The following is a 19,017-nucleotide window of genomic DNA, read 5'->3' on the forward strand; positions in this document are numbered from 1 at the left end:
CTAACCCAGCGAGTATTGCGACGTTCACCGTATAGAACGAAGGATTATGCTCATGGCCGTTCCTTCAAACTTTGCTGCACACGGGCTTGCCAATACTGCTTCCCCTCAGTTAATTGAGTCTTTAGATAATCCGCGTAGCAGGGATCATTGAATCCGAAGAAATTTTTTATTTCGTCGGGTTCGTACTTTTGATCGGAATCCCAGGATTCCTTAAGTGATCGCTCAGGTGTTTCTTCCAGCTCCTTGAGCAAGTCTTCGTAATTCTTTAAATAGGCCGATGCATTCTTATGCAGTAAGGCCCAGCGTTTACGCCGATACTCAAGGGACGGCTCCGGCCAGCCCTTTATCTTGCCCGGCCACTGCGGATGGTCGGGTTGCAAATCGCTGGATACCACGTCGAGTCCACCCTCGGCTGTACGCATCACCCATAACTCTCCCGCCTGCCCGTCCGCATAAGGTGGCAGCTCGACGGTATGGACCTTGTCGACCGTATCGGCGCCATTGCTCGCGCCCTTGCCTACCCAGTGACTCGCATACACCGTGAGCTTGATACCGGGCTTCCATTTCTCCGGCAAGTTGAAGCAGCATACGGTGCCGCCGGCACTGAATGGTCCGATGTGCTCGCCCACTCCCGTGTCTTCGCCCGCATTCGGGTGCGCAACGCCGAATTTGAACGGGTCACCGGAATAGTTCACGCCATGGACGCTGACCGCTACGGAGCCTTTCGGCGCCGCTGGACCGCCGTCCAGCTCCGATGTACAGCCGGCGACAAGAATAAGCATCAAATGCAGTGCGACCAAACAGCGCTTCATCGTCGATATTCCAGGCTCTCTAGCGTCCAATTAAAAATTGCTACATCCACCGAATAGAACAAAAGATCGTACTCATGGCTTCTCGCTCAAACTCTCCGCAACACGTGCTTTCGATTGCTGCAATCCTTCCTTATACCGATTCTCAAGGTAGTCGGCATAGCGAGGATCCTCCGGTCCAGAAAAGTTCGCTATTTCATCATGACGGTATTGCCGGTCAAACTTCCAGCTCTTCGTGATGGCTGCGTGTGGCGTTCTTTTCAGTTCCTCAAGAAGGCTAATATTGTCCTCTACGGCCTGTATGGCGTAACCATGAAGCAAAGCCCAGTGTTTACGCTGAAACTCAAGAGACGGCTCAGGCCAGCCCTTGACCTTCCCCGGCCATTGCGGATGGTCGGGTTGCAAATCGCTGGACACCACCTCGAGTCCCCCCTCGGCCGTGCGCATCACCCATAGCTCACCCGCTTTCCCATCCGCGTAAGGCGGCAGCTCGACGGTATGGACCTTGTCGACCGTGTCGGCGCCATTGTTCGCGCCCTTGCCCACCCAATGGCTCGCATACACCGTGAGCTTGATACCGGGCTTCCATTTCTCGGGCAAGTTAAAGCAGCAAACGGTGCCGCCGGCACTGAATGGTCCGATGTGCTCGCCCACTCCCGTGTCTTCGCTCGCATTCGGGTGCGTAACGCCGAATTTGAACGGGTCGCCGGAATAGTTCACGCCATGGACGCTGACCGCTACGGAGCCTTTCGGCGCCGCTGCGCCGCCGTCCAGCTCCGATGTACAGCCTGCGAGAAGAATAAGTACCGCACGTAGTGCGGCCAGACAGCGCTTCATTGTTGATACTCCAGCTTCCAACTCACAAGTACTGCGGTACCCTAACCCGCCGACCCGCGCCACGGCCGGAAGACAATCGCGTCGCTGACGCTCTACCGGGGAATGGATTCGAATAGCGGAAACGACCCGCGGGAAGCATTCAGCTGGCGGAACAGGCTTGGGAAGAATCGCCATGAAGCAGTAGAACAGCTTCGCTCAGGCAAGACGCTCCCACACAAACCGGCATTACTTTACTGCAGACTTAACAAATATGCCTTCAAACAACAACCCAATCGTGTGCGTTCATGCATCATTCATGCTCCAGTGTGATTCCACAGGAGCATCGCATGCTTGCCGATGCAGGTGCCCGACGGGTGAATGGCGGGATGGCAGGAATGGGCCAAGCCGAAGTAGACGGTAGGTCATGCATGATTCAAGATGGGATCGCACGCAACTCGTCGCCCGATCCAGAAATCGGGAAAGATAATGTTCGGGGTAAGCTGTTGAATTGAACGCGGCACGAGCACGTGCTCGATGTCGAAAACGTGGCCTGGGCGGTGTATGCGGTGTGGGCGCCGCCGGCCACCGAACACAATGGCAAGTTCTACCTGTTCTTCGGGGCGAACGATATCAAGACAGGCAGAGAGCGCGGCGGCATCGGGCCGCGGTCAGCGCCCTTCCGAGAAATCGTTCATGCTTTGCTTCCACACCGCTGAGCTTCGCGCCTCCCCGGCGGGGTCGCCCCAAGGTCGTCAGGCTCGACCCAGACACCTTGGAAGGCAGCTCTTGGTCGAGCGCACGAGCGTAAATGAGGTCAGGTGGCCGGAAAGAGAATGGGCGGGGGCCGGACTAGCCCGGCTCCTTGTCCGGTAGAGAAGAACCGGCTCCTACGCCGGTTGACAGCAGCCGATTGCTCGGCCGCTGTCAACGGCCCATTTAGTACGAGCGCTTCGTGCCGGTATCGTTCGTCATGCGATCCCAGCCATGACGTACTGCCGACTTCATTTTTTCCCAGGTTGAACCTCCGCCGGCATTGCGCGATTCCCAGTCGGACCTCAGGTCGCTTTCGACATCGTCCCATTGCCTGCTGCTGTAGCGGCTGTCGCCACGCATCTGCGAGCCATAGGTGTACGCCGGCGCGTAATCGTCATACGAACCGCCCGAGGCGCCGTAATTGCTCTGGAAGTGGCTACGATAGTAGCTGTCGTCGTTCGTGCCGCCGGACGCAGTCATGCCATCGAGTCGTTCCACTTCCACTTCGGTACGACGCACCGTATCGTGGACCTGTTCCTGGCGCTCGTTGACTTGCTTGCTGACCGTGAGCTCCTCGACAACGCGGGCCGATTTCTGGACGACGGCTTCCTCGGCGGTTTCCCGCATCTCGATGCTTTGCTCCCGGAAGGCGTCGACGTCGTCGGAGCTGATCGGCTGGTCGACGGCGCGGCGTTGCACGTCCACGTGCTCCTCGCGCAGGCTGATGCTTTCGTTGACCGGTGTTTCAACAATGCGCGAGTAGACGCGCACGCCGCCCTGCTGTACTTCGCGCTTGCCGATCTTGAGCTGCTCTTCGACGACGGGAATGCTCTGGGTCGCAGTATCGCGCTGGAGGGAGCCCGTGCGCCCGATGCTGGCCTGCTGATTTGCCGACTGCGCCGACATCGACGACGATTTCTGGAAGCCGGTGCTCATGCCCGCGGCTCCGGCCATGCCAAGCCCCGCCGCCGGCGGATTCCAGCCCTGCGACTTCCACTGACTGGCGCGCTCGTCGATATCGACGCTGTTCATGTGGGCTTCATTGAGTGCTTTAACGGCCTCGTCAGCTTCATCGTCATCGACGTCGGCGGTCAGCAGGAAGCCACCGCGACGTACGCCCTCCTCGTAGGTGTGGCGATCCTCATCGGGCAGGAATGCGTTCTTGATCGACGCCCACATGCCGGGAGCGCTATGGGACGAATAGGCGGTTTCACCAAGCGACGCTTTATCATGGATCTTGACGTTATCGGCATCGATATTGGTGGCGAGCAGACGCTGGCGGCCCGCTTCGGCATCGGCGCGCGTGTTGAACAATGCTGTGATAGTGCGAGACATAGGATTTCCTTTCTTGACAACGGTTAGGATTAGCGCTGGAGGACGACCAGCTCGGTCCGCCGGTTCTCGGCTTGACCGGTCGAGGTCGCATTTGAATCGACAGGATTGGTCTCCCCACCGGAGGCGGTTTCGATCCGAGTAGCGGCAATGCCGTCCGCCACGAGCGCTGCCTTCACGCTTTCTGCGCGCTCCTTGCCCAGCGTGGCGTTGGCAGTCGCGGCGCCACGCGCATCGGCATAGCCGACGATCCGGATGCGCGCATTCGGATACTGCTTCAAGGCGGCTCCCAGCGTGTTCAGCTCGTCACGGTCGACGGGGCGGATGTCGCTTTTGCTGGTATCGAAATGAAGCTTTTCAAACACGAAGGTGCGGGGCAATGCTTCGGTTCCGGCAAGGTAGCTGCCGACACCCGAGGTGCCGGCAAGGACCGCCCCGGTGGCGGGGACAGCGGCAGGCGCCGGGGTCGCCACCGTTGCAGGGGCAGTAGCCGGGACGGTCGCCGTGTCGGCGACAGGCGCGGTCGCAGGAACCGCTGCGACGGGTGCGCTGTCTCTCTCGTCACTACAGCGCCTGAGCCCGAACAGGAGCGCAAGCAGCCCCAGCGCCAAAAGTATCCAGGGAATCCAGTTCGCCTTCTTTGTCGCTGGGCCGACATGAATATTGCTTGGCGGCGTACCGTCGCCTTGACGATCCGATTGCGCCATGACGTCATCTCCTTTTATGCTCTTGGTTGGGTATCGTTGAATTTCCGGCGAGCGCAGCTTGTAACACCGATAAATTACGTAAATCCACACGGCATGAAGGCCTTGCCCGTCTGATCAGCAATTCATTTTAGCTATTGGGCCTTTCGTTTTTCAGGCTACCCTGCCAGCATAAAACGCGGCCTTCTGTAGGACGCAAGAGGGGTTGTTTGTACAAGCTACCCGACAGTTTGAAAGCTCGCGCGGATCGCGGCGAGCCTGGGTGAGGAGCGCACTCGTCAAGAGTGGCGTAGTCGCCTATTGCTTTTTTATGCGTGACAGCTTCGTCGAGTATGCGAAGCGATAAGCGAGCATTGGGATGCACGCTCGGTTTCACGCATTCAGGCCAGCAATGAAACGCCATGTCATCGGGCGCATCCGGTAATTCTCCGGGTAGTGGGCCGGCTAGATATTGCCGACGATCGTGATGTTCTCGTCCGTGCCGTCGGTATAGACCCCCATTTGCGTGCTTCCCGAGAACGTGTTTTTCGAAACGATGGTAGGGCTGCCGTAGACGTAAGCCAGCGCAATATGGGCCTGAAATTGGCTGGGCGTCTTTCCACCACTACGCCGCCCCAGCACGGAGTAGCTGCAATTTGAATCCATCTTGTTGGAATCGATCGTATGGCCGCCCGTGTCAGTCCACTTCGCCCGATCGCCGCCGCCGTATACCTGGATACCATTCCCCTCATTGTTCGAGATGATGTTCCCGTACACCGAACACTTGCTGGTCCCATCGTCCACGCCGATGCCGATGCCTTCCGAACCGTTGTCCAGCGGACCGCCGTAGTTGAAGTTGAACCTGCAGGTGTTGTAGCGGATCGTGTGGCCCGAGACGGCGCCCTGCCCGTCCGCCGACGACAGCTCGATGCCGCGCCCATAATAGGTCGTGGTCAAGGTGCCGCCGTTGGCATTGCAGGTATTGCGTTCGATGATGTAGGACTTGGCAAGGCCGCTGATATGGATGCCGAAGTTCATATTCTTGCTGCAGTTATTGTTGCCGACGTAGCTACGGTCTCCACCATTGATGAAGATGCCGGTCAGCATGCCGGTGACGGTATTCTTGTCCAGGGTGGCAGCCTGCCCTTGGACCAGGTAGATGCCGATCGCCCTGCGGTTCGGGTTGACATCGACACCAGGTGGCGGAGAGACGCTGTTCCCGCGAATGACGAGACGTGTGATGAAGGCGGCGCTGCTATAGGTTTCACAGCGGATGCCATGCGATGCCACCGTGCCGCCGCCGCGGTGGCGGACAACATTATTGAGCAAGCGGATGTCGTCCATATTGGCGTTCCCGGCGACCAGGATCCCCTGGTTGCCGAAGCTCGGGCCATTCCTGATGACGTCCAGCACACAGCCTGAGACGGTCACGCCGTTCTTTTCGAAGATATACACGCCGGCGCAATTCGAGCTCACATTGCAGTTCTCGAAAACGCAGTAATTGCCCAGCCAGATGATCGCCGCGTCGCTCGCCTCCGGCAGTGCGCTATTCCGGATGTCGAGGTGACGGTAGGTGACGAAATCGCGCTCCTGCTTGTACACCGCGATCGACGCGCCGGTGGCCGGCGTGGTGGGCGCCGGCGGCAGAATGATGATTGGTTTTGGCTTGGACGTATCGTCGCCGCCGTTGGACTTGTAATACGCGCCAATGGTGATGCGCTTCGACGCGGTGCCGCTCGCCGCCACCTGGAATACCCCCGAATAGGTGGTGCCGCGTTTTTGCAGGTAGGTATGGCCGGACGCCCACGACACGCTGGCCCATGAGCGGAACGGGTTGGAGAGCGTTCCGTCGCCCGGACCGGCGACGCTCGGGTCGATGTAATGCACATTCACGCTGCGTCCGGCCTGCGCCTTTGCGAACTTCGGAACCACTGCCGCCGCGCACGCGGAGACACCCGCGCCGGAGGCCATCCGAAGGAAGTCTCTTCTCTTGGTCATCACGGTTTCCTCAATCAGGATCTGACAAACATGGGGCCAGCCGGGTCGGCCAGCCGCGTCATTGCCCTTGGCTGTACCGGCCAAGTGTTCTGTCTGCCAGACGATGCTACGCTTCGCGGTAACAAGACCGCAACGACTAGTTGTTAAAACAACTGAGCTGTGGCAAGGCCGAGTTGTGGCGGCGCCAATTCCCACCGTCAAGTAGGTCGTCATGCGCCGCTTGCTTGACGGGGAAAAAGTGATGCTATTCTTGAAAAGTTTCTGCGCCCCACGCCTGCCATGTTCACTTCCCGGAGTCCCAGCAATGAATAGAATGTCCGTCGCCATCGCACACGCGCTGGCGCTTGCCCTCTCCAGCGCCGCCGTCATTCCCGCGCATGCGGCCAATCCGATCGTTCCCGGCTGGTACGCCGACCCGGAGATCCGCATCTTCGGCAACACCTACTGGATCTATCCCACCTACTCGGACCATTTCGGCAAGCCCGACCGGTCCCGCTCCTTTACTCCGGAGCAGCAGCGCATGCGTGCGCAGTCGAAGCTGATCTGGGAACCCTACCTGAAGCAGACCTTCATCAATGCGTTTTCGTCCCCGGACCTGGTGAACTGGACGAAGCACGCGCACGTGCTCGATGTCGAGCATGTGGCCTGGGCCGCGTATGCGGTCTGGGCGCCGTCGGCCATCGAGCACGAAGGCAAGTACTACCTGTTCTTCGGGGCCAACGACATCAAGAGCGACGGGCAGACCGGCGGAATCGGGGTGGCGGTCAGTGAGCGTCCCGAGGGGCCGTTCAGGGATGCGCTCGGGCGTCCCCTGATCGACAAGATCCATCACGGCGCCCAGCCCATCGACCAGATGGTCTTCAAGGACGACGATGGCCAGCTCTACCTGTACTACGGCGGGTGGAAGCATGCGAACGTGGTCAAGCTGGCGCCCGACCTGCTGAGCCTCGTCCCCTTCCCCGACGGCGTCACCTTCAAGGAAATCACGCCCGACCCCGCCTATGTGGAAGGCTCCTTCATGGTCAAGCGCAAGGGCGTGTATTACCTCATGTGGTCGGAAGGAGCATGGACGGGGCCGGACTACCGCGTCGCCTATGCGATGGGCGAGTCGCCCACCGGCCCGTTCAAGCGCGCCGGCACGATCCTGGGCCAGGACCGCAAGATCGCCAAGGGCGCGGGGCATCACTCGGTGGTCAACATCCCGGGCACCGACGACTGGTATATCGCCTACCACCGCCGCCCCCTGAACGACACCAACGGCCATCACCGCGAGACGGCGATCGAGCGCTTGTACTTCGAGGACGACGGCAGCATCCGGCCCGTGGTCATGACCACCACGGGCGTGGCGCCACGGACCTTGTCGCCGGCGCCAGGACCCGGGAAGTAAGGGCATAAAAAATGGCGCCCAAGGGCGCCATTTTCGTTACCGCTGCCGCGGAGATCAGCGCACGGTCACGCTGACGGTCTTGGTGGCCACGTTGCCGGCCTTGTCACGCGAAGTCGCGGTGATGGTGTGGGTACCCTTGCCCGACTTCTTGCTGTTCCAGCTGTAGGCCAGCGAGCCGCCGGTGCCGGTCGCCTTGACGGCGCCGTCGATGGCGATGCTGTTGGTGATGCCCGCGGCGCCGGCATTGTCGGAGGCGCTGACGCTCACCGACACCGAGCCGCGGACACTGCCGCCGTTGACCGGGTTATTGATCGCGACCACCGGGGCGGTGGTATCGGTCACCACGGTGCCGGTGCTGCTGTTGGCGACGTTCACCGACACCGCAGCCGAGCTGCCGGCGTTGTCGGCGGCGTCGTAGGCGACGGCGACCAGGCTGGCCATGCCGTTGGCCACGCCGGCCGAATTCCAGCTGAAACTGTACGGCGCGGCGCTGTCGGTGGCGACCACGGTGCCGTTGACCTTCAGCTCGACGCGGGCCACGCCCACGTTGTCGCTGGCGTTCACGCTCACCGGGACCAGGCTGGAGACCGTGCTGCTGCCCAGCGGCGCGGAAATCGCAACCTTAGGCGCAGTGGTGTCCACCGGCGAGGTGTAGCCGCGGGCGGCAGCCATCGCGGCGGCGGCGTCGACGCGGCCGTAGCCGAAGATCGGGTCGCGGCCGGCCACGCCCAGGTCGACCGCGGTCGAGTACATGATCGATTCGACCTGCGCGCCGCTCAGGTCCGGACGGGCCGCCATCAGAAGGCCGGCCACGCCGGCGCTGATCGGGCTCGAGAACGACGTGCCGCTCTTGGTGCCGTAGCCGAGGGTGCTGGTGGTGGTCCAGATGCCGGTGCCCGGCGCCGACAGCGTGACGAAGCTGCCCCAGCTCGAGAAGCTGGCCTTCTTGTCGTAGCTGTCGGTTGCCGACACGATGACGTAGCCGGTGTCCGGCACGACGTTCTCGTCGACGTTGTTGTTGCCCGCCGAGATGAACACCAGGCCGCCCTTGTTCTTCATGTAGCGCGAGGCGCTTTTCACCGAGGCGCTGCCAGCGATGCCGACGAAGCTGACATTGGCGATGCGCGCGCCGTGGTCGGCGGCCCAGGTGATGCCGTTGGCGATGGTGCTGTCGTAAGCGTGGCAGCCGGTCGAATCCTTGTAGGAGATCTGGATCGGCATGATCCGGGCGGCGCCCGCGATGCCGGCCACGCCCAGGGCGTTGTTGGTGGTCGCGGCGGCGGCGCCGGCGACGGCGGTGCCGTGGCCGCACAGGTCGGTGACGTCGGTGCCGTTGTTGACGGCGTTGTAGCCGGCGACCATGCGGTCCTTCAGGTCCGGGTGGGCCACGTTGACGCCGGTGTCGAGCACGGCGATGGTGATGCCGGAACCCTGGCTGCTGTCCCAGGCCGTGCTGGCACCGATCTTGCCGATGTGCCAGGCGCTGCCGATATACGGGTCGGTCACGGCCATGGCGACCGAGACTTTACGGTCGAGTTCAGCGAATTTGAAGTGCGGATGGCGCGACAGCTTGGCAACCATGTCTTCTTCCGACAGGCCCGGCGGCAGCTCGACTACATGGATGTTGCTCTGGCCCAGCTTGCGGGCCGACTTGCCGCCATGGGCCTTGATCGCCTTGCCGAGCTCGGCGTCGGACAGGCCGGCGCGCGCTTCGACCAGGATGCGGCCGCGGGCGAACTCGCCCTGGACGCCGCCCGGTGCGGCGCTGGCGTTCGAGACGGCTAGCAGCGACATGAAGCCGGCGGCGATGGCGATGGAGGTCTTGCGGAAGATGGCGGAGGTGAGTGGCATGCTGGCGAATCCTGTAAGTTAAGCGACGACTCGAGGATTGCGAGCAAGCGACCGCAGGGCGAACTGGCGTTCGCGGGTTTGCGCGGATCGATTCTGGCAGTCCTGCCGTCATCGAGCCCGAAGGCTCATTAGACCGTTGACTTTGCGTCCTCCGCTTTCGCGGAGTTTGCCCTTTTCAGACACTGAAACGAGTATAGCCACGCTTTTTCCGTGTGACAACCGGTTTCAAACAAATCTTGTTGCGTTCAGGCGATTTATTTCTTTGAGGGGTAGGATCTGGCAGTTTCCCTATGGCAGAGATAGCAGGGGCAGCAATCTTGCAAAGAAATTCATGGGTAGTTCAATAATGCAAACGCTCTTGACTGCCAGTTACTATTGGTTATTTTCGCGACATGCATTGCGCATGGATGGGATACCGAAAACGGTATTGCGGCCGAGATTAAATTCATTGGTGGCGCCCCACGGTCGCGCCTACGCTGGCCGGGCAGTACATACAACCACAATACTGGAGATCTCGATGAACAAGTACCTGGCAGCACTGTGTTTGGCGCTCAGCGCCGCTTCCGCAACAGGCATCGAACTGGCTGGACTCAAGAACGCGCACGATCCCGGCACCATCACCAAGGATGGCGACACCTACTTCAACTTCACCACCGGCACCGGCGTCTGGTACTCGACCTCGAAGGACCTGGTAACCTGGACCGGCGGCCCCGGCCCGGTATTCACGAACTACCCCGCCTGGATCAAGAACAAGATTCCCGGCTTCACCGGCGCGTTCTGGGCGCCGGACCTGATCCGGATGAACGGCTATTACTACCTGTACTACTCGGTCTCGACCTTCGGCACCTCGAGCTCCGCAATCGGCGTGGCGCGCACCGCCTCCTTGAAGAACCCCGCCTGGACCGACCTGGGCATCGTGGTCGAATCCTTCGGCGGCAGCGGAGAGATCAACGCGATCGACCCGTCCCTGTTCCGCGACCATGACGGCAAGGTCTACATGTCCTGGGGTTCCTTCTTCGGCGGGATCGGGCTGGCCGAGATCAACCAGTCCAGCGGCAAGATCACCGGCAGCATCAGCACCATCTGGGGCGGTGGACACCGCGACATCGAGGCGCCCGCGATCACCCGCAACGGCAACGAGTACTACCTCTTCGTCAACCGCGGAAAGTGCTGCGACGGCGCGGCCAGCACCTATTACGTGGAAGTACAAAAGGCCAGCAATATCCGCGGCCCCTACTCCGGCACGCGCACCGTACTACCGGTGAGCGACGGCAAATACCGCGGTCCCGGCCATATCGGCGAGCTGAAGCAGGACGGCTGCCACTTCGTCTCGACCCATTACTACGACCTGAGCGACGGCGGCAATGCCAAGCTCGACATCCTGCGCATGAGCTACGCCAACGGCTGGCCCACCCTCACTCGCAACTTCAGCAACTTCGCCGGCTGCGGCGGCATCAGCGACGGCTTGTACGCCTTCAAGTCGCGGCTGAGCGGCAAGGTGCTGGGCGTGGCGGGCGCCTCGGCGGCGGATGGGGCGATGGTGCAGCAGGCCAGCGACGCCAACGGCCGCCACCAGCAGTGGTATGTGATCGGCCAGGGCGACGGCTACTACAGCGTGATCAACGCCAACAGCCTGCGCAGCCTGGACAACTACGGCAACTCGACCACCCAGGGCACGAATATCGCCCAGTGGGGCTACTGGGGAGGCCCGGGCCAGCGCTGGCGCTTCGCCAGTCCGGCGGCCGGCTACCATACGGCGGCCAACCAGCTGAGCGGAATGGTGCTCGACGTGCAGAACAAGAGCACGGCGGAGAATGCGCAGATCATCCAGTGGCCGGTGAATAACGGCAGTAACCAGCAGTGGTCGCTGGTGCGCAAATAGCGTCAACTTCCAGCCGGCTTGACCCTTATCGTTAGCCGTAAAACCGTCGCCCCGGCGAAGGCCGGGGCCCAAGTTCGTCGCGCAGTGGAAGCGCAAGCAAGACTTAGGCACCGGCCTGCGCCGGTGCGACGGTCTTGCTGCCGCGGGGAACACTAGCGCCCGCTGCGGTCCGCCAGGAACTGCTGCGCCCGCGGGTGCTGCGGATTGTTGAAAAACTCATCCGGCGAGGCCTGCTCCAGGATCTTCCCTTCGCTCATGAACCAGACGCGGTCCGCCACTTCGCGCGCGAAGCCCATCTCATGGGTGACGCAGACCATGGTCATGCCCTGTTTCGCCAGCGAGCGCATCACCTGCAGCACCTCGCCCACCATCTCGGGGTCGAGCGCGCTGGTCGGCTCGTCGAACAGCATGATAGGCGGGCGCATGGCCAGCGCGCGGGCGATCGCCACGCGCTGCTGCTGGCCGCCCGACAGCTCGCTGGGGTAGGCGTCCCGCTTGTGCGCCAGGCCCACCTGCTCCAGCAGTTGCAGCGCGAGCTCACGCGCCTCTTTCAGGCTGGCGCGCTTCAGCTGGACCGGCGCCAGGGTGCAGTTCTCCAGCACCGTCAGGTGCGGGAACAGGTTGAAGTGCTGGAACACGAAACCGATGCCGGCGCGCAGGCTGTTGACGTCGAGGCCGCGCGCATGGATATCGCGGCCGCCGACTTCGATGCGGCCGCCATCGATCTCTTCGAGCCGGTTGAGGGTGCGGATCAGGGTCGACTTGCCCGAGCCCGAGGGGCCGCAGACGACCACCACCTCGTTTTTCTCCACCCGCTCGCTCACATCGACCAGAGCGTGGTAGTCGCCGTACCACTTGTTGACTTTATCCAGAACGATCATCGTTCACACATCCTTTACAGAACCCGCACGGCGCGCCCCTGCAGGCGCCGCTCGAGCAGGAAGGCCAGCCGCGACAGGCCGAAACAGAGCACGAAATAGGTCAGGGCCAGGATCAGGTAGACCTCGACCGCCTGGGTGAACACCAGGGTGTTGACCTGGGTGGCGATGAAGGACACCTCCGACAGGCCGATGATGTAGCCGAGCGAGGTCGCCTTGATGGTCGACACCAGCTGGCTCACCAGCGAAGGCAGGCCGTTGCGCAGGGTCTGGGGCAGCACCACGTGGCGCAGCGCCTGGCCGTAGCCCAGGCCCAGCGAGCGCGCGCTTTCGAGCTGCCCCTTGGGCAGCGCCCGGATGCCGGCCGCCACGATCTCGGCCAGGTAGATGCCGTCGAACAGCACCAGCACCATCAGCATGGTGGTGGCCTGGCCGGTCTTGACGCCGGTCACGGCCGGCAGGAAGAAGTAGACCCAGAACACCACCAGCAGCAGCGGCACCGCGCGCACCACTTGCACCAGCGCGGCCACCGGCCAGCGCACGGCGCGCAGCGGGCTGACGCGGGCGATGCCGAGCAGCAGGCCGAGCGGCATCGCCAGCACCAGGGCCGCGCCGGACAGCAGCACCGTCAGCGCGACACCGCCCAGCGGGCCTTCGGGATATTGGCCGACCAGGAAGTACAGCCAGTAGGTATCGATCAGTTCGAGCATGGCTTGTCTCACGTCCTCATGCCGGTCGCACCGGATAGCGGCGCTGGTAGAGGTGGGCCGCCAGCGAGATCAGGAGCGACACCGTCAGGTAGGCCAGGGTGGCGAAGGTGAAGGCCTCGACGCTGCGGAAGCTGCTGGTCTCCACGCGCGCGGCCTGGTACATCATCTCGGCGGCGCCGATCACGGTGGCCACGCTGGTGTCCTTCCACAGGTTGACGGTCTGCGACAGCAGCGGCGGCACCGAGGCGCGCAGGGCCTGCGGCAGCAGCACCAGGCGCACCGCCGCCACCCGGCCCAGGCCAAGCGAGCGCGCCGCTTCGAGCTGGGTGGACGGAATGGCGCGGATGCCGCTGCGGATGTCCTCGGCCATGTGTACGCCGCTGTACAGTGCCAGCGCGATCACGGCGCACACGGCTTCCGGATTGTGGGCATATAAAAATTCGCGCGCGCCTTCGGGCAGCAGTTCGGGGAAGGCGAAGTACCAGAACAGCAGGTGCGCCAGCAGCGGCACGTTGCGGATACCTTCGACGATGACCGCGCCCGCCGTGCGCGCCAGGGCGAACGACGAGGTGCGCATCACCGCGACCAGGGCCCCGAAGGGCAGCGCGAAAACGAAGCTGGCGGCGGTCAGCTGCAGCGACAGGATGAAGCCCTGCACCAGCCAGTCATGGTACTGGCCGGACTGCAGGATGGTCGGATCGAAAAACTGCAAGGTGTGGACTCAGATTCAGATCTTGTCGGTGGCGATCTTGAACTGGCGCTTGGCGATGTTCGCGCGGGTGCCCGGGCCGTACCACTTGTTGAACAGCTGCTCGGCGGCGCCGCTTGCTTCCAGCTCGCGCAGGGTCTGGTCGACCACGGCCTTCAGGCTCTTCTCGCCCTTGCGCAGGCCCATGGCGATGGACTCGTTGCCGATCGAGGTCGGCAGGATGGTGAAGCCCTTGGCGGCCGGCCCCAGCTTGCCGTAGTCGGCCAGCAGCGAGGATTCGTCATTCACGTAGGCGACGCCCTTGCCCTGGCGCAGGGCCTGGAAGGCTTGCTGGGTGTTCTCGAAGGTCACCACGCCGGCCGTCGGGACGGCCTTGCGGATATTCGTTTCCTGGGTGCCGCCGCGCACCGTGACCACCTTCTTGCCGGCCAGCTGGTCCAGCCCCTTGATGCCGCTGACGGCGCGCACCATGACCTTGGAGCCGGTGACGAAATGGGTCAGGGCGAAATCGACCTGCGACTCGCGTTCCTTATTGTGGGTCAGCGTGGCGGCCAGCACGTCGACGTGGCCCTGCTGCAGCTCGGGAATGCGGGCCGAGACGGCCATCTGCTTGAACACCGGCTTGACACCCAGCTTCTTCGCCACCGCGGTGGCCAGGTCGATCTCGTAACCCACCAGCTGGCGGGTCTTGGGTTCGATGAAGCTGTTCGGTTCGTCCGTACCGAGTACGCCGAACACGATCACGCCCTTCTTCTTGATGTCGGCCAGCTGGTCGGCCTGGGCGGCGCCGCTTGCCAGGAGAGACAGGGCGAAGGCGCTAATGACAAAGTGACGGCGGTTGAACACGGATGCTCCAAAGCTAAAAATATTCGATCCCAGCAGTATATGACAAACGCATATATGCCAAAAAGAATAAATAACCATAAGAAAATGCTCGTTCCGCTATAAAGGCCGAGTTTTGCTTAGTTTGCCAGCTTATGCGTGCGACAACACTACAGCTCAAGGGGCACAATCTTGTCCATCGACTCATCCGGAGACACCATGCTCGTCGTCACCTACAACGTCAATGGCATCAGCAGCCGCCTGCCCGCCCTGCTCCAATACCTCGAGGAGCGCCAGCCGGACGTGCTCTGCCTCCAGGAGCTCAAGGCCGTGCACGAGAAGTTCCCGGAGGCGGCGATCCGCGATGCCGGCTACCACGCGCTCTGGATCGGCCAGAAGAGCTGGAACGGCGTCGCCATTCTCACCCGCGAGGGCCCGGCCCAGGAAGTCCAGCGCGGCCTGCCGGGCGATCCGTCGGACGAGCAGAGCCGCTACCTGGAAGCGGCCTACCAGGGCGTGCTGGTCGGCTGCCTCTACCTGCCCAATGGAAACCCGGCGCCCGGCCCCAAGTTCGACTACAAGCTGGCCTGGTTCGAGCGCCTGATCCAGCGCGCCCAGGGCTTGCTCGATGCCGGCGTGCCGGTGGTGCTGGCCGGCGACTACAACGTCATGCCGACCGAGCGCGACGTCTACAAGCCGGAGCGCTGGCTGACCGACGCGCTGTTCCGCCCCGAGACGCGCGAAGCCTTCCACCGGCTGGTGGCCCAGGGCTGGCTTGATTCCCTGCGCGCCATGCATCCGGACGAAACCATCTATACCTTCTGGGATTACTTCCGCGACGCATTCGGGCGCGACGCCGGCCTGCGGATCGACCACCTGCTGCTCAGCCCTTCCCTGGCGCCGGCGCTGAAGGCCGCCGGCGTGGACAAGTTCGTGCGGGCGCGCGAGAAGCCGAGCGACCACGCGCCGACCTGGATCGAACTGGACATGAAGGCGATCGCTTAGATCTCTTTACCCGGCATGCGGTATGCTGTTTCTTTTTTGTTCATACCAACCGCATGCTCACGCCCGAACAATTCGCCGGCTTCCTGGCCGCCGCCGTCCTGATCACCCTTTCCCCCGGCCCCGACAACCTGATGGTGCTCAGTCTCGGCATCGCCAAGGGCCGCGCGCGCGGCATCGCTTTCGGCCTCGGCTGCGCGCTCGGCTGCCTGAACCATACGATCCTGGCGGTAATCGGCGTCAGCGCCCTGATCGCCGCCTCGCCGACGGCCTTTATGGCGCTGAAAATCGCAGGCGGGCTCTACCTCATCTGGATGGGCTGGCAGGCGATCCGCAGCCGCGGCGGCGCCAAGGTCGGCGCGGCGGGCGGCGCCGACGAGACGCCGGGCCAACTGTTCGTGAAGGGCCTGGTGGCGAACTCGATCAACCCGAAGGTGGTGCTGTTCTTCCTGTCCTTCCTGCCGCAGTTCGTGGTGGCGACGCGCGGGGATGCGAACTGGCAGACGGCGGCGCTGGGGCTGACCTTCACCGCGCAGGCGGCGCTGCTGTTCGGGATGCTGGGTTACTTTTCGGGGGCGATCGGGCAGTGGCTGAATCGGACGCCGACCGCGGGCCTGTGGCTGGACCGGGTGGCGGGGGCGATCTTTATTGGGTTGGGGCTGCGGCTGATCGTGGCGCGGTAAGCGCGATCACCGCTAGCCTCAGCACGTCGTTCCGGCGAAGGCCGGAACCCAAGTTCGTCGCGTTACCACTAACAGGGGCCGCAGGAGGTACGCGTAGAAACTTGGATTCCGGCCTTCGCCGGAATGACGGTCTTAGGGTTGGTGGTGAGACTGAATTACCCGATCACGCTCACAGCGACATCACAACCTTCCCCGCTTGTCCCTTGCGCGCCGGGACGCCGACTTCGAGGAGCTTGTGCTTGGCATTCCAGCTGAACCGCGCCGCGCGGCCGTCGATGCTGACCGCGCGCGGCGAGGCCTGGACGTTGTGCACCTTCAGCACGAAGCCGCGTTCCGCCGCGCGGTACGCTTTACCGGTCTCGGTCTCGAATCCCACCTCCAGCTTGCCCGCGGCGTACTTGCTCGCGAAACGCACGATCTCGTACATGCCCTTCGCATGGGCGTCGGCCGTCTCGCCGTCGTCGTCGTACAGCTTGCCGCTGGACGCGGCCACCGAGGCGTCGTGGTAGTAATGCAGGTCGATCTGGCGGCTATTGTAGTCGCGCGTGGTCTGGGCCACCTTGGCCATCGGGATGAAGGCGCCGGCACGGACGTAGACCGGGATGTGGGCGTCTTCCGGCTTCACCACCTCCAGCACGCCGCCCGTATGGGCTTCGCCGGTATGGAAGTCGAACCAGACCTTGCTCGAGGTCGGGAAGTAGACCTCGGAACGGGTCGCGCCCGGCTCCACCACCGGCGCCACCAGGAAGTCCGGCCCCCACAAATACGTGGTCGAGCGGTCGAAGGGCTTGTCCGGATCGGTCTCGACGAACATCAGGGGACGCATCAGCGGCATGCCGTTCCGGCTGTTGTCGAACGCGATGGTGTAGTTATACGGCAGCATCGCATAACGCAGCCACACCGCCTCGCGCGCCAGTACCTTGGTGCGCTCGCTGCGGAACACCGGTTCGGACGGCACCGCATCCTGCGCGTGCGGACGGAACACCGGCTGGAACACGCCGTACTGCAGCCAGCGCACGTACAGCTCGTCGTCCAGCACCGGTCCCGCGAAGCCGCCCAGGTCCGAGTGCATGTAGGCCAGGCCCTGCATGCCCATCTGCAGCGCGATTTCCATCTGCGACTGCAGGCCGCCCCAGCTGCGGCTGACGTCGCCCGACCACGGGATCATGCCGTGGCGCTGCGAGCCCGAGTAGCCGGCCCGCATCAGGATGAAGGGGCGCTCGTTCGGGAAATCCTTCTTGTAGCCTTCCGCGATCAGGCGCGCCCAGTCGTGGCCGTAGATGTTGTGCACCTGGTCGGCGCTGCCGGCCGCGTGCAGCAGCGCGCTCGGGTGCATCTCCGGCTCGCCCAGGTCGCCCCACCAGCCGCCCACGCCGCCGTTCTTCAGGCCCTTGTAGATGTTCCAGAACCAGTCGCGCCCTTCCGGCTTGTACAGGTCGACCAGGCCGGTGTTCCCGAAATAGAAATCGTAGACGAAGGGCTTGCCCGCTGCGTCCGTCGCCAGCACCCCCTTGTCGACCGCTTCCTGCCAGCGTTTCGAGGTGGTCAGGACGAAGGGCTCGCTGATGACGATGGTCTTCACGCCCTTTTTAGCGAAATCCGCCATCATCTTCTCGGCGGTCGGGAAGGTGTCGCGGTCCCAGTCCAGGTTGCCCATGGTGCCCTTGACGGTCTTGCCGAACCAGTAGAGGTCGAGCACGACGGCGTCGAGCGGGATCTTCTCGGCGGCGAATTTGTCGACCACCGCGCGCGTCTCGGCCTCGCTCTTGTAGCCGAAGCGGCTGGCGAAATTGCCGAAGGCCCAGCGCGGCGGCAGCGGCTGGCGGCCGGTCAGGCTGGTGTAGCCGTCCATGACCTGCTCCCAGTTGTCGCCGGCGACCACCTGGTAGGTCTTGCGCCCGCCGCTCACTTCGTAGCGCAGGGTGCCGTCGCGGCGGCTGTCGAAGTCGAGCCAGCCGGTTTGCGGATTGTCGAAGTGGATCGCGTACTGCCTGGACGACAGCGCGACCGGGATCGTGAAGTTCAGCAGCTCCGAGCGCTTGCCGTAGCCGTAGTCGGCGCGGTTGTACAGGCGGAAGCGGTTGCCGCGGCGGTTCATGCCGACCGCGCGCGCGCCGGCGCCGTACAGGGCCTCGCCGCCGTCCAGCGCGAACTCGATGGACTCCAGTTCGGCGCCCTTGGCATAGCCGCGCTTCTCGGCCACCAGCGGCTTGCCTTTATAGGCGTAGCTGATGCGGAAGGGCTGCTTGTCGACGACCACGCTGATGCCTTCGGTCGCGTAGGTGATGCGCCCGCCCTCGTCCTTGAAGCTGGCGGCCACCTTGCCTGGCGCCAGCACCACCGCATGCGAGGCCGAGTCCAGGCGCTCGCCCTTGGGCACGAAACTGGTCTCGACGATATTGGCCGCGTAGGGACGGATCAGGTAGCGGCCGTCGCTGGTCGCGATCTCGAGCGTGTCTTGGGCGCGCGTGACGCCTTCGAATTGGCGGTCGGCGTTCTGGGCGAAGGCAAGCTGGCTGGCCATCAGCGCCAGCGCCAGGGCTATCGGTGTTCGTGTCATGTCGTCGCTATCGTTGTTCTGGTTGTCGTAAACGGGCGGCAGCCGGCCCGCCGGCCGCAGACGAGAGCATGACACAAATCGGGAATGTCTATGTAGTTTTGTTTCATGCGGGCCGGACGGTGCACGATGCGCCGGCCCGCGG

Annotated in this window: 16 protein-coding genes and 1 riboswitch; of the genes, 5 read left to right on the plus strand and 11 right to left on the minus strand. The window is 63.2% G+C overall.

Features of this window, described 5'->3' with window-relative positions:
• Positions 1-50: 50 nt before the first annotated feature.
• Both V7778_RS02500 and V7778_RS02505 read right to left on the minus strand, forming a co-directional pair.
• Positions 51-812, minus strand: a complete 762-nt coding sequence (locus V7778_RS02500) for a DUF3304 domain-containing protein (protein WP_335551773.1) — start codon at positions 810-812, stop codon at positions 51-53.
• A gap of 72 nt (positions 813-884) precedes the next feature.
• Positions 885-1,646, minus strand: coding sequence for a DUF3304 domain-containing protein (locus tag V7778_RS02505; RefSeq protein WP_335551774.1), 762 nt, complete (start codon positions 1,644-1,646; stop codon positions 885-887).
• Between the two features lie 506 nt (positions 1,647-2,152).
• Between V7778_RS02505 and V7778_RS02510 the strand changes: the two genes are divergently transcribed.
• A complete protein-coding gene (locus V7778_RS02510) occupies positions 2,153-2,341 on the plus strand; it encodes a hypothetical protein (RefSeq protein WP_335551775.1) in 189 nt (62 codons plus the stop codon).
• A gap of 220 nt (positions 2,342-2,561) precedes the next feature.
• Here the strand turns inward: V7778_RS02510 and V7778_RS02515 are convergent, their stop codons facing one another.
• The 3 genes from V7778_RS02515 to V7778_RS02525 all read right to left on the minus strand — a co-directional run bounded on the left by V7778_RS02515 (position 2,562) and on the right by V7778_RS02525 (position 6,391).
• Complete coding sequence (locus V7778_RS02515; protein WP_335551776.1) at positions 2,562-3,713, minus strand: YsnF/AvaK domain-containing protein; 1,152 nt, start codon at positions 3,711-3,713, stop codon at positions 2,562-2,564.
• A 29-nt stretch (positions 3,714-3,742) separates the two neighbouring features.
• The gene (locus V7778_RS02520; protein WP_335551777.1) at positions 3,743-4,417 is read right to left on the minus strand and encodes an OmpA family protein; all 675 of its coding nucleotides are present in this window, start codon (positions 4,415-4,417) and stop codon (positions 3,743-3,745) included.
• Positions 4,418-4,858: 441 nt separating this feature from the next.
• Positions 4,859-6,391, minus strand: a complete 1,533-nt coding sequence (locus V7778_RS02525; RefSeq protein ID WP_335551778.1) for a right-handed parallel beta-helix repeat-containing protein — start codon at positions 6,389-6,391, stop codon at positions 4,859-4,861.
• A gap of 304 nt (positions 6,392-6,695) precedes the next feature.
• On the opposite strand from V7778_RS02525, the gene V7778_RS02530 reads away from it, so the two are divergent.
• The gene (locus tag V7778_RS02530) at positions 6,696-7,778 is read left to right on the plus strand and encodes a glycoside hydrolase family 43 protein (protein ID WP_335551779.1); all 1,083 of its coding nucleotides are present in this window, start codon (positions 6,696-6,698) and stop codon (positions 7,776-7,778) included.
• Between the two features lie 54 nt (positions 7,779-7,832).
• Here V7778_RS02530 and V7778_RS02535 read toward each other — a convergent pair whose 3' ends face one another.
• A complete protein-coding gene (locus V7778_RS02535) occupies positions 7,833-9,629 on the minus strand; it encodes a S8 family serine peptidase (RefSeq protein WP_335551780.1) in 1,797 nt (598 codons plus the stop codon).
• Positions 9,630-9,721: 92 nt separating this feature from the next.
• A riboswitch (cyclic di-GMP riboswitch) is annotated at positions 9,722-9,810 on the minus strand.
• 336 nt (positions 9,811-10,146) lie between these two features.
• Between V7778_RS02535 and V7778_RS02540 the strand changes: the two genes are divergently transcribed.
• A complete protein-coding gene (locus V7778_RS02540) occupies positions 10,147-11,511 on the plus strand; it encodes a family 43 glycosylhydrolase (protein WP_335551781.1) in 1,365 nt (454 codons plus the stop codon).
• 152 nt (positions 11,512-11,663) lie between these two features.
• On the opposite strand, the gene V7778_RS02545 is transcribed toward V7778_RS02540, so the two are convergent.
• From V7778_RS02545 to V7778_RS02560, 4 genes are read right to left on the minus strand one after another with little or no spacing between them, the layout of a single operon-like run.
• Entirely contained in the window at positions 11,664-12,392 is a 729-nt protein-coding gene (locus tag V7778_RS02545; RefSeq protein ID WP_335551782.1) for an amino acid ABC transporter ATP-binding protein, read from the minus strand.
• A gap of 14 nt (positions 12,393-12,406) precedes the next feature.
• Positions 12,407-13,099 (minus strand): amino acid ABC transporter permease, encoded by a 693-nt coding sequence (locus V7778_RS02550; RefSeq protein ID WP_335551783.1) that lies wholly within the window; start codon positions 13,097-13,099, stop codon positions 12,407-12,409.
• A gap of 16 nt (positions 13,100-13,115) precedes the next feature.
• Positions 13,116-13,811, minus strand: coding sequence for an amino acid ABC transporter permease (locus V7778_RS02555; RefSeq protein ID WP_335551784.1), 696 nt, complete (start codon positions 13,809-13,811; stop codon positions 13,116-13,118).
• 15 nt (positions 13,812-13,826) lie between these two features.
• Positions 13,827-14,654, minus strand: coding sequence for an ABC transporter substrate-binding protein (locus V7778_RS02560; protein ID WP_335551785.1), 828 nt, complete (start codon positions 14,652-14,654; stop codon positions 13,827-13,829).
• A gap of 195 nt (positions 14,655-14,849) precedes the next feature.
• Here V7778_RS02560 and xth point away from each other — a divergent pair, with 195 nt between their 5' ends.
• Both xth and V7778_RS02570 read left to right on the plus strand, forming a co-directional pair.
• Positions 14,850-15,635: an exodeoxyribonuclease III gene (gene xth / locus V7778_RS02565; protein ID WP_335551786.1), complete on the plus strand. Its 786-nt coding sequence runs from the start codon at positions 14,850-14,852 to the stop codon at positions 15,633-15,635.
• Between the two features lie 53 nt (positions 15,636-15,688).
• Positions 15,689-16,315, plus strand: a complete 627-nt coding sequence (locus V7778_RS02570) for a LysE family translocator (protein ID WP_335551787.1) — start codon at positions 15,689-15,691, stop codon at positions 16,313-16,315.
• A 169-nt stretch (positions 16,316-16,484) separates the two neighbouring features.
• On the opposite strand, the gene V7778_RS02575 is transcribed toward V7778_RS02570, so the two are convergent.
• On the minus strand, positions 16,485-18,875 hold the full coding sequence (locus tag V7778_RS02575) for a glycoside hydrolase family 31 protein (RefSeq protein ID WP_335551788.1): 2,391 nt from the start codon (positions 18,873-18,875) through the stop codon (positions 16,485-16,487).
• Positions 18,876-19,017: the final 142 nt, after the last annotated feature.

Origin of the sequence: Massilia sp. DD77, assembly GCF_036961685.1 — a bacterium.
Lineage (GTDB): Bacteria > Pseudomonadota > Gammaproteobacteria > Burkholderiales > Burkholderiaceae_D > Telluria.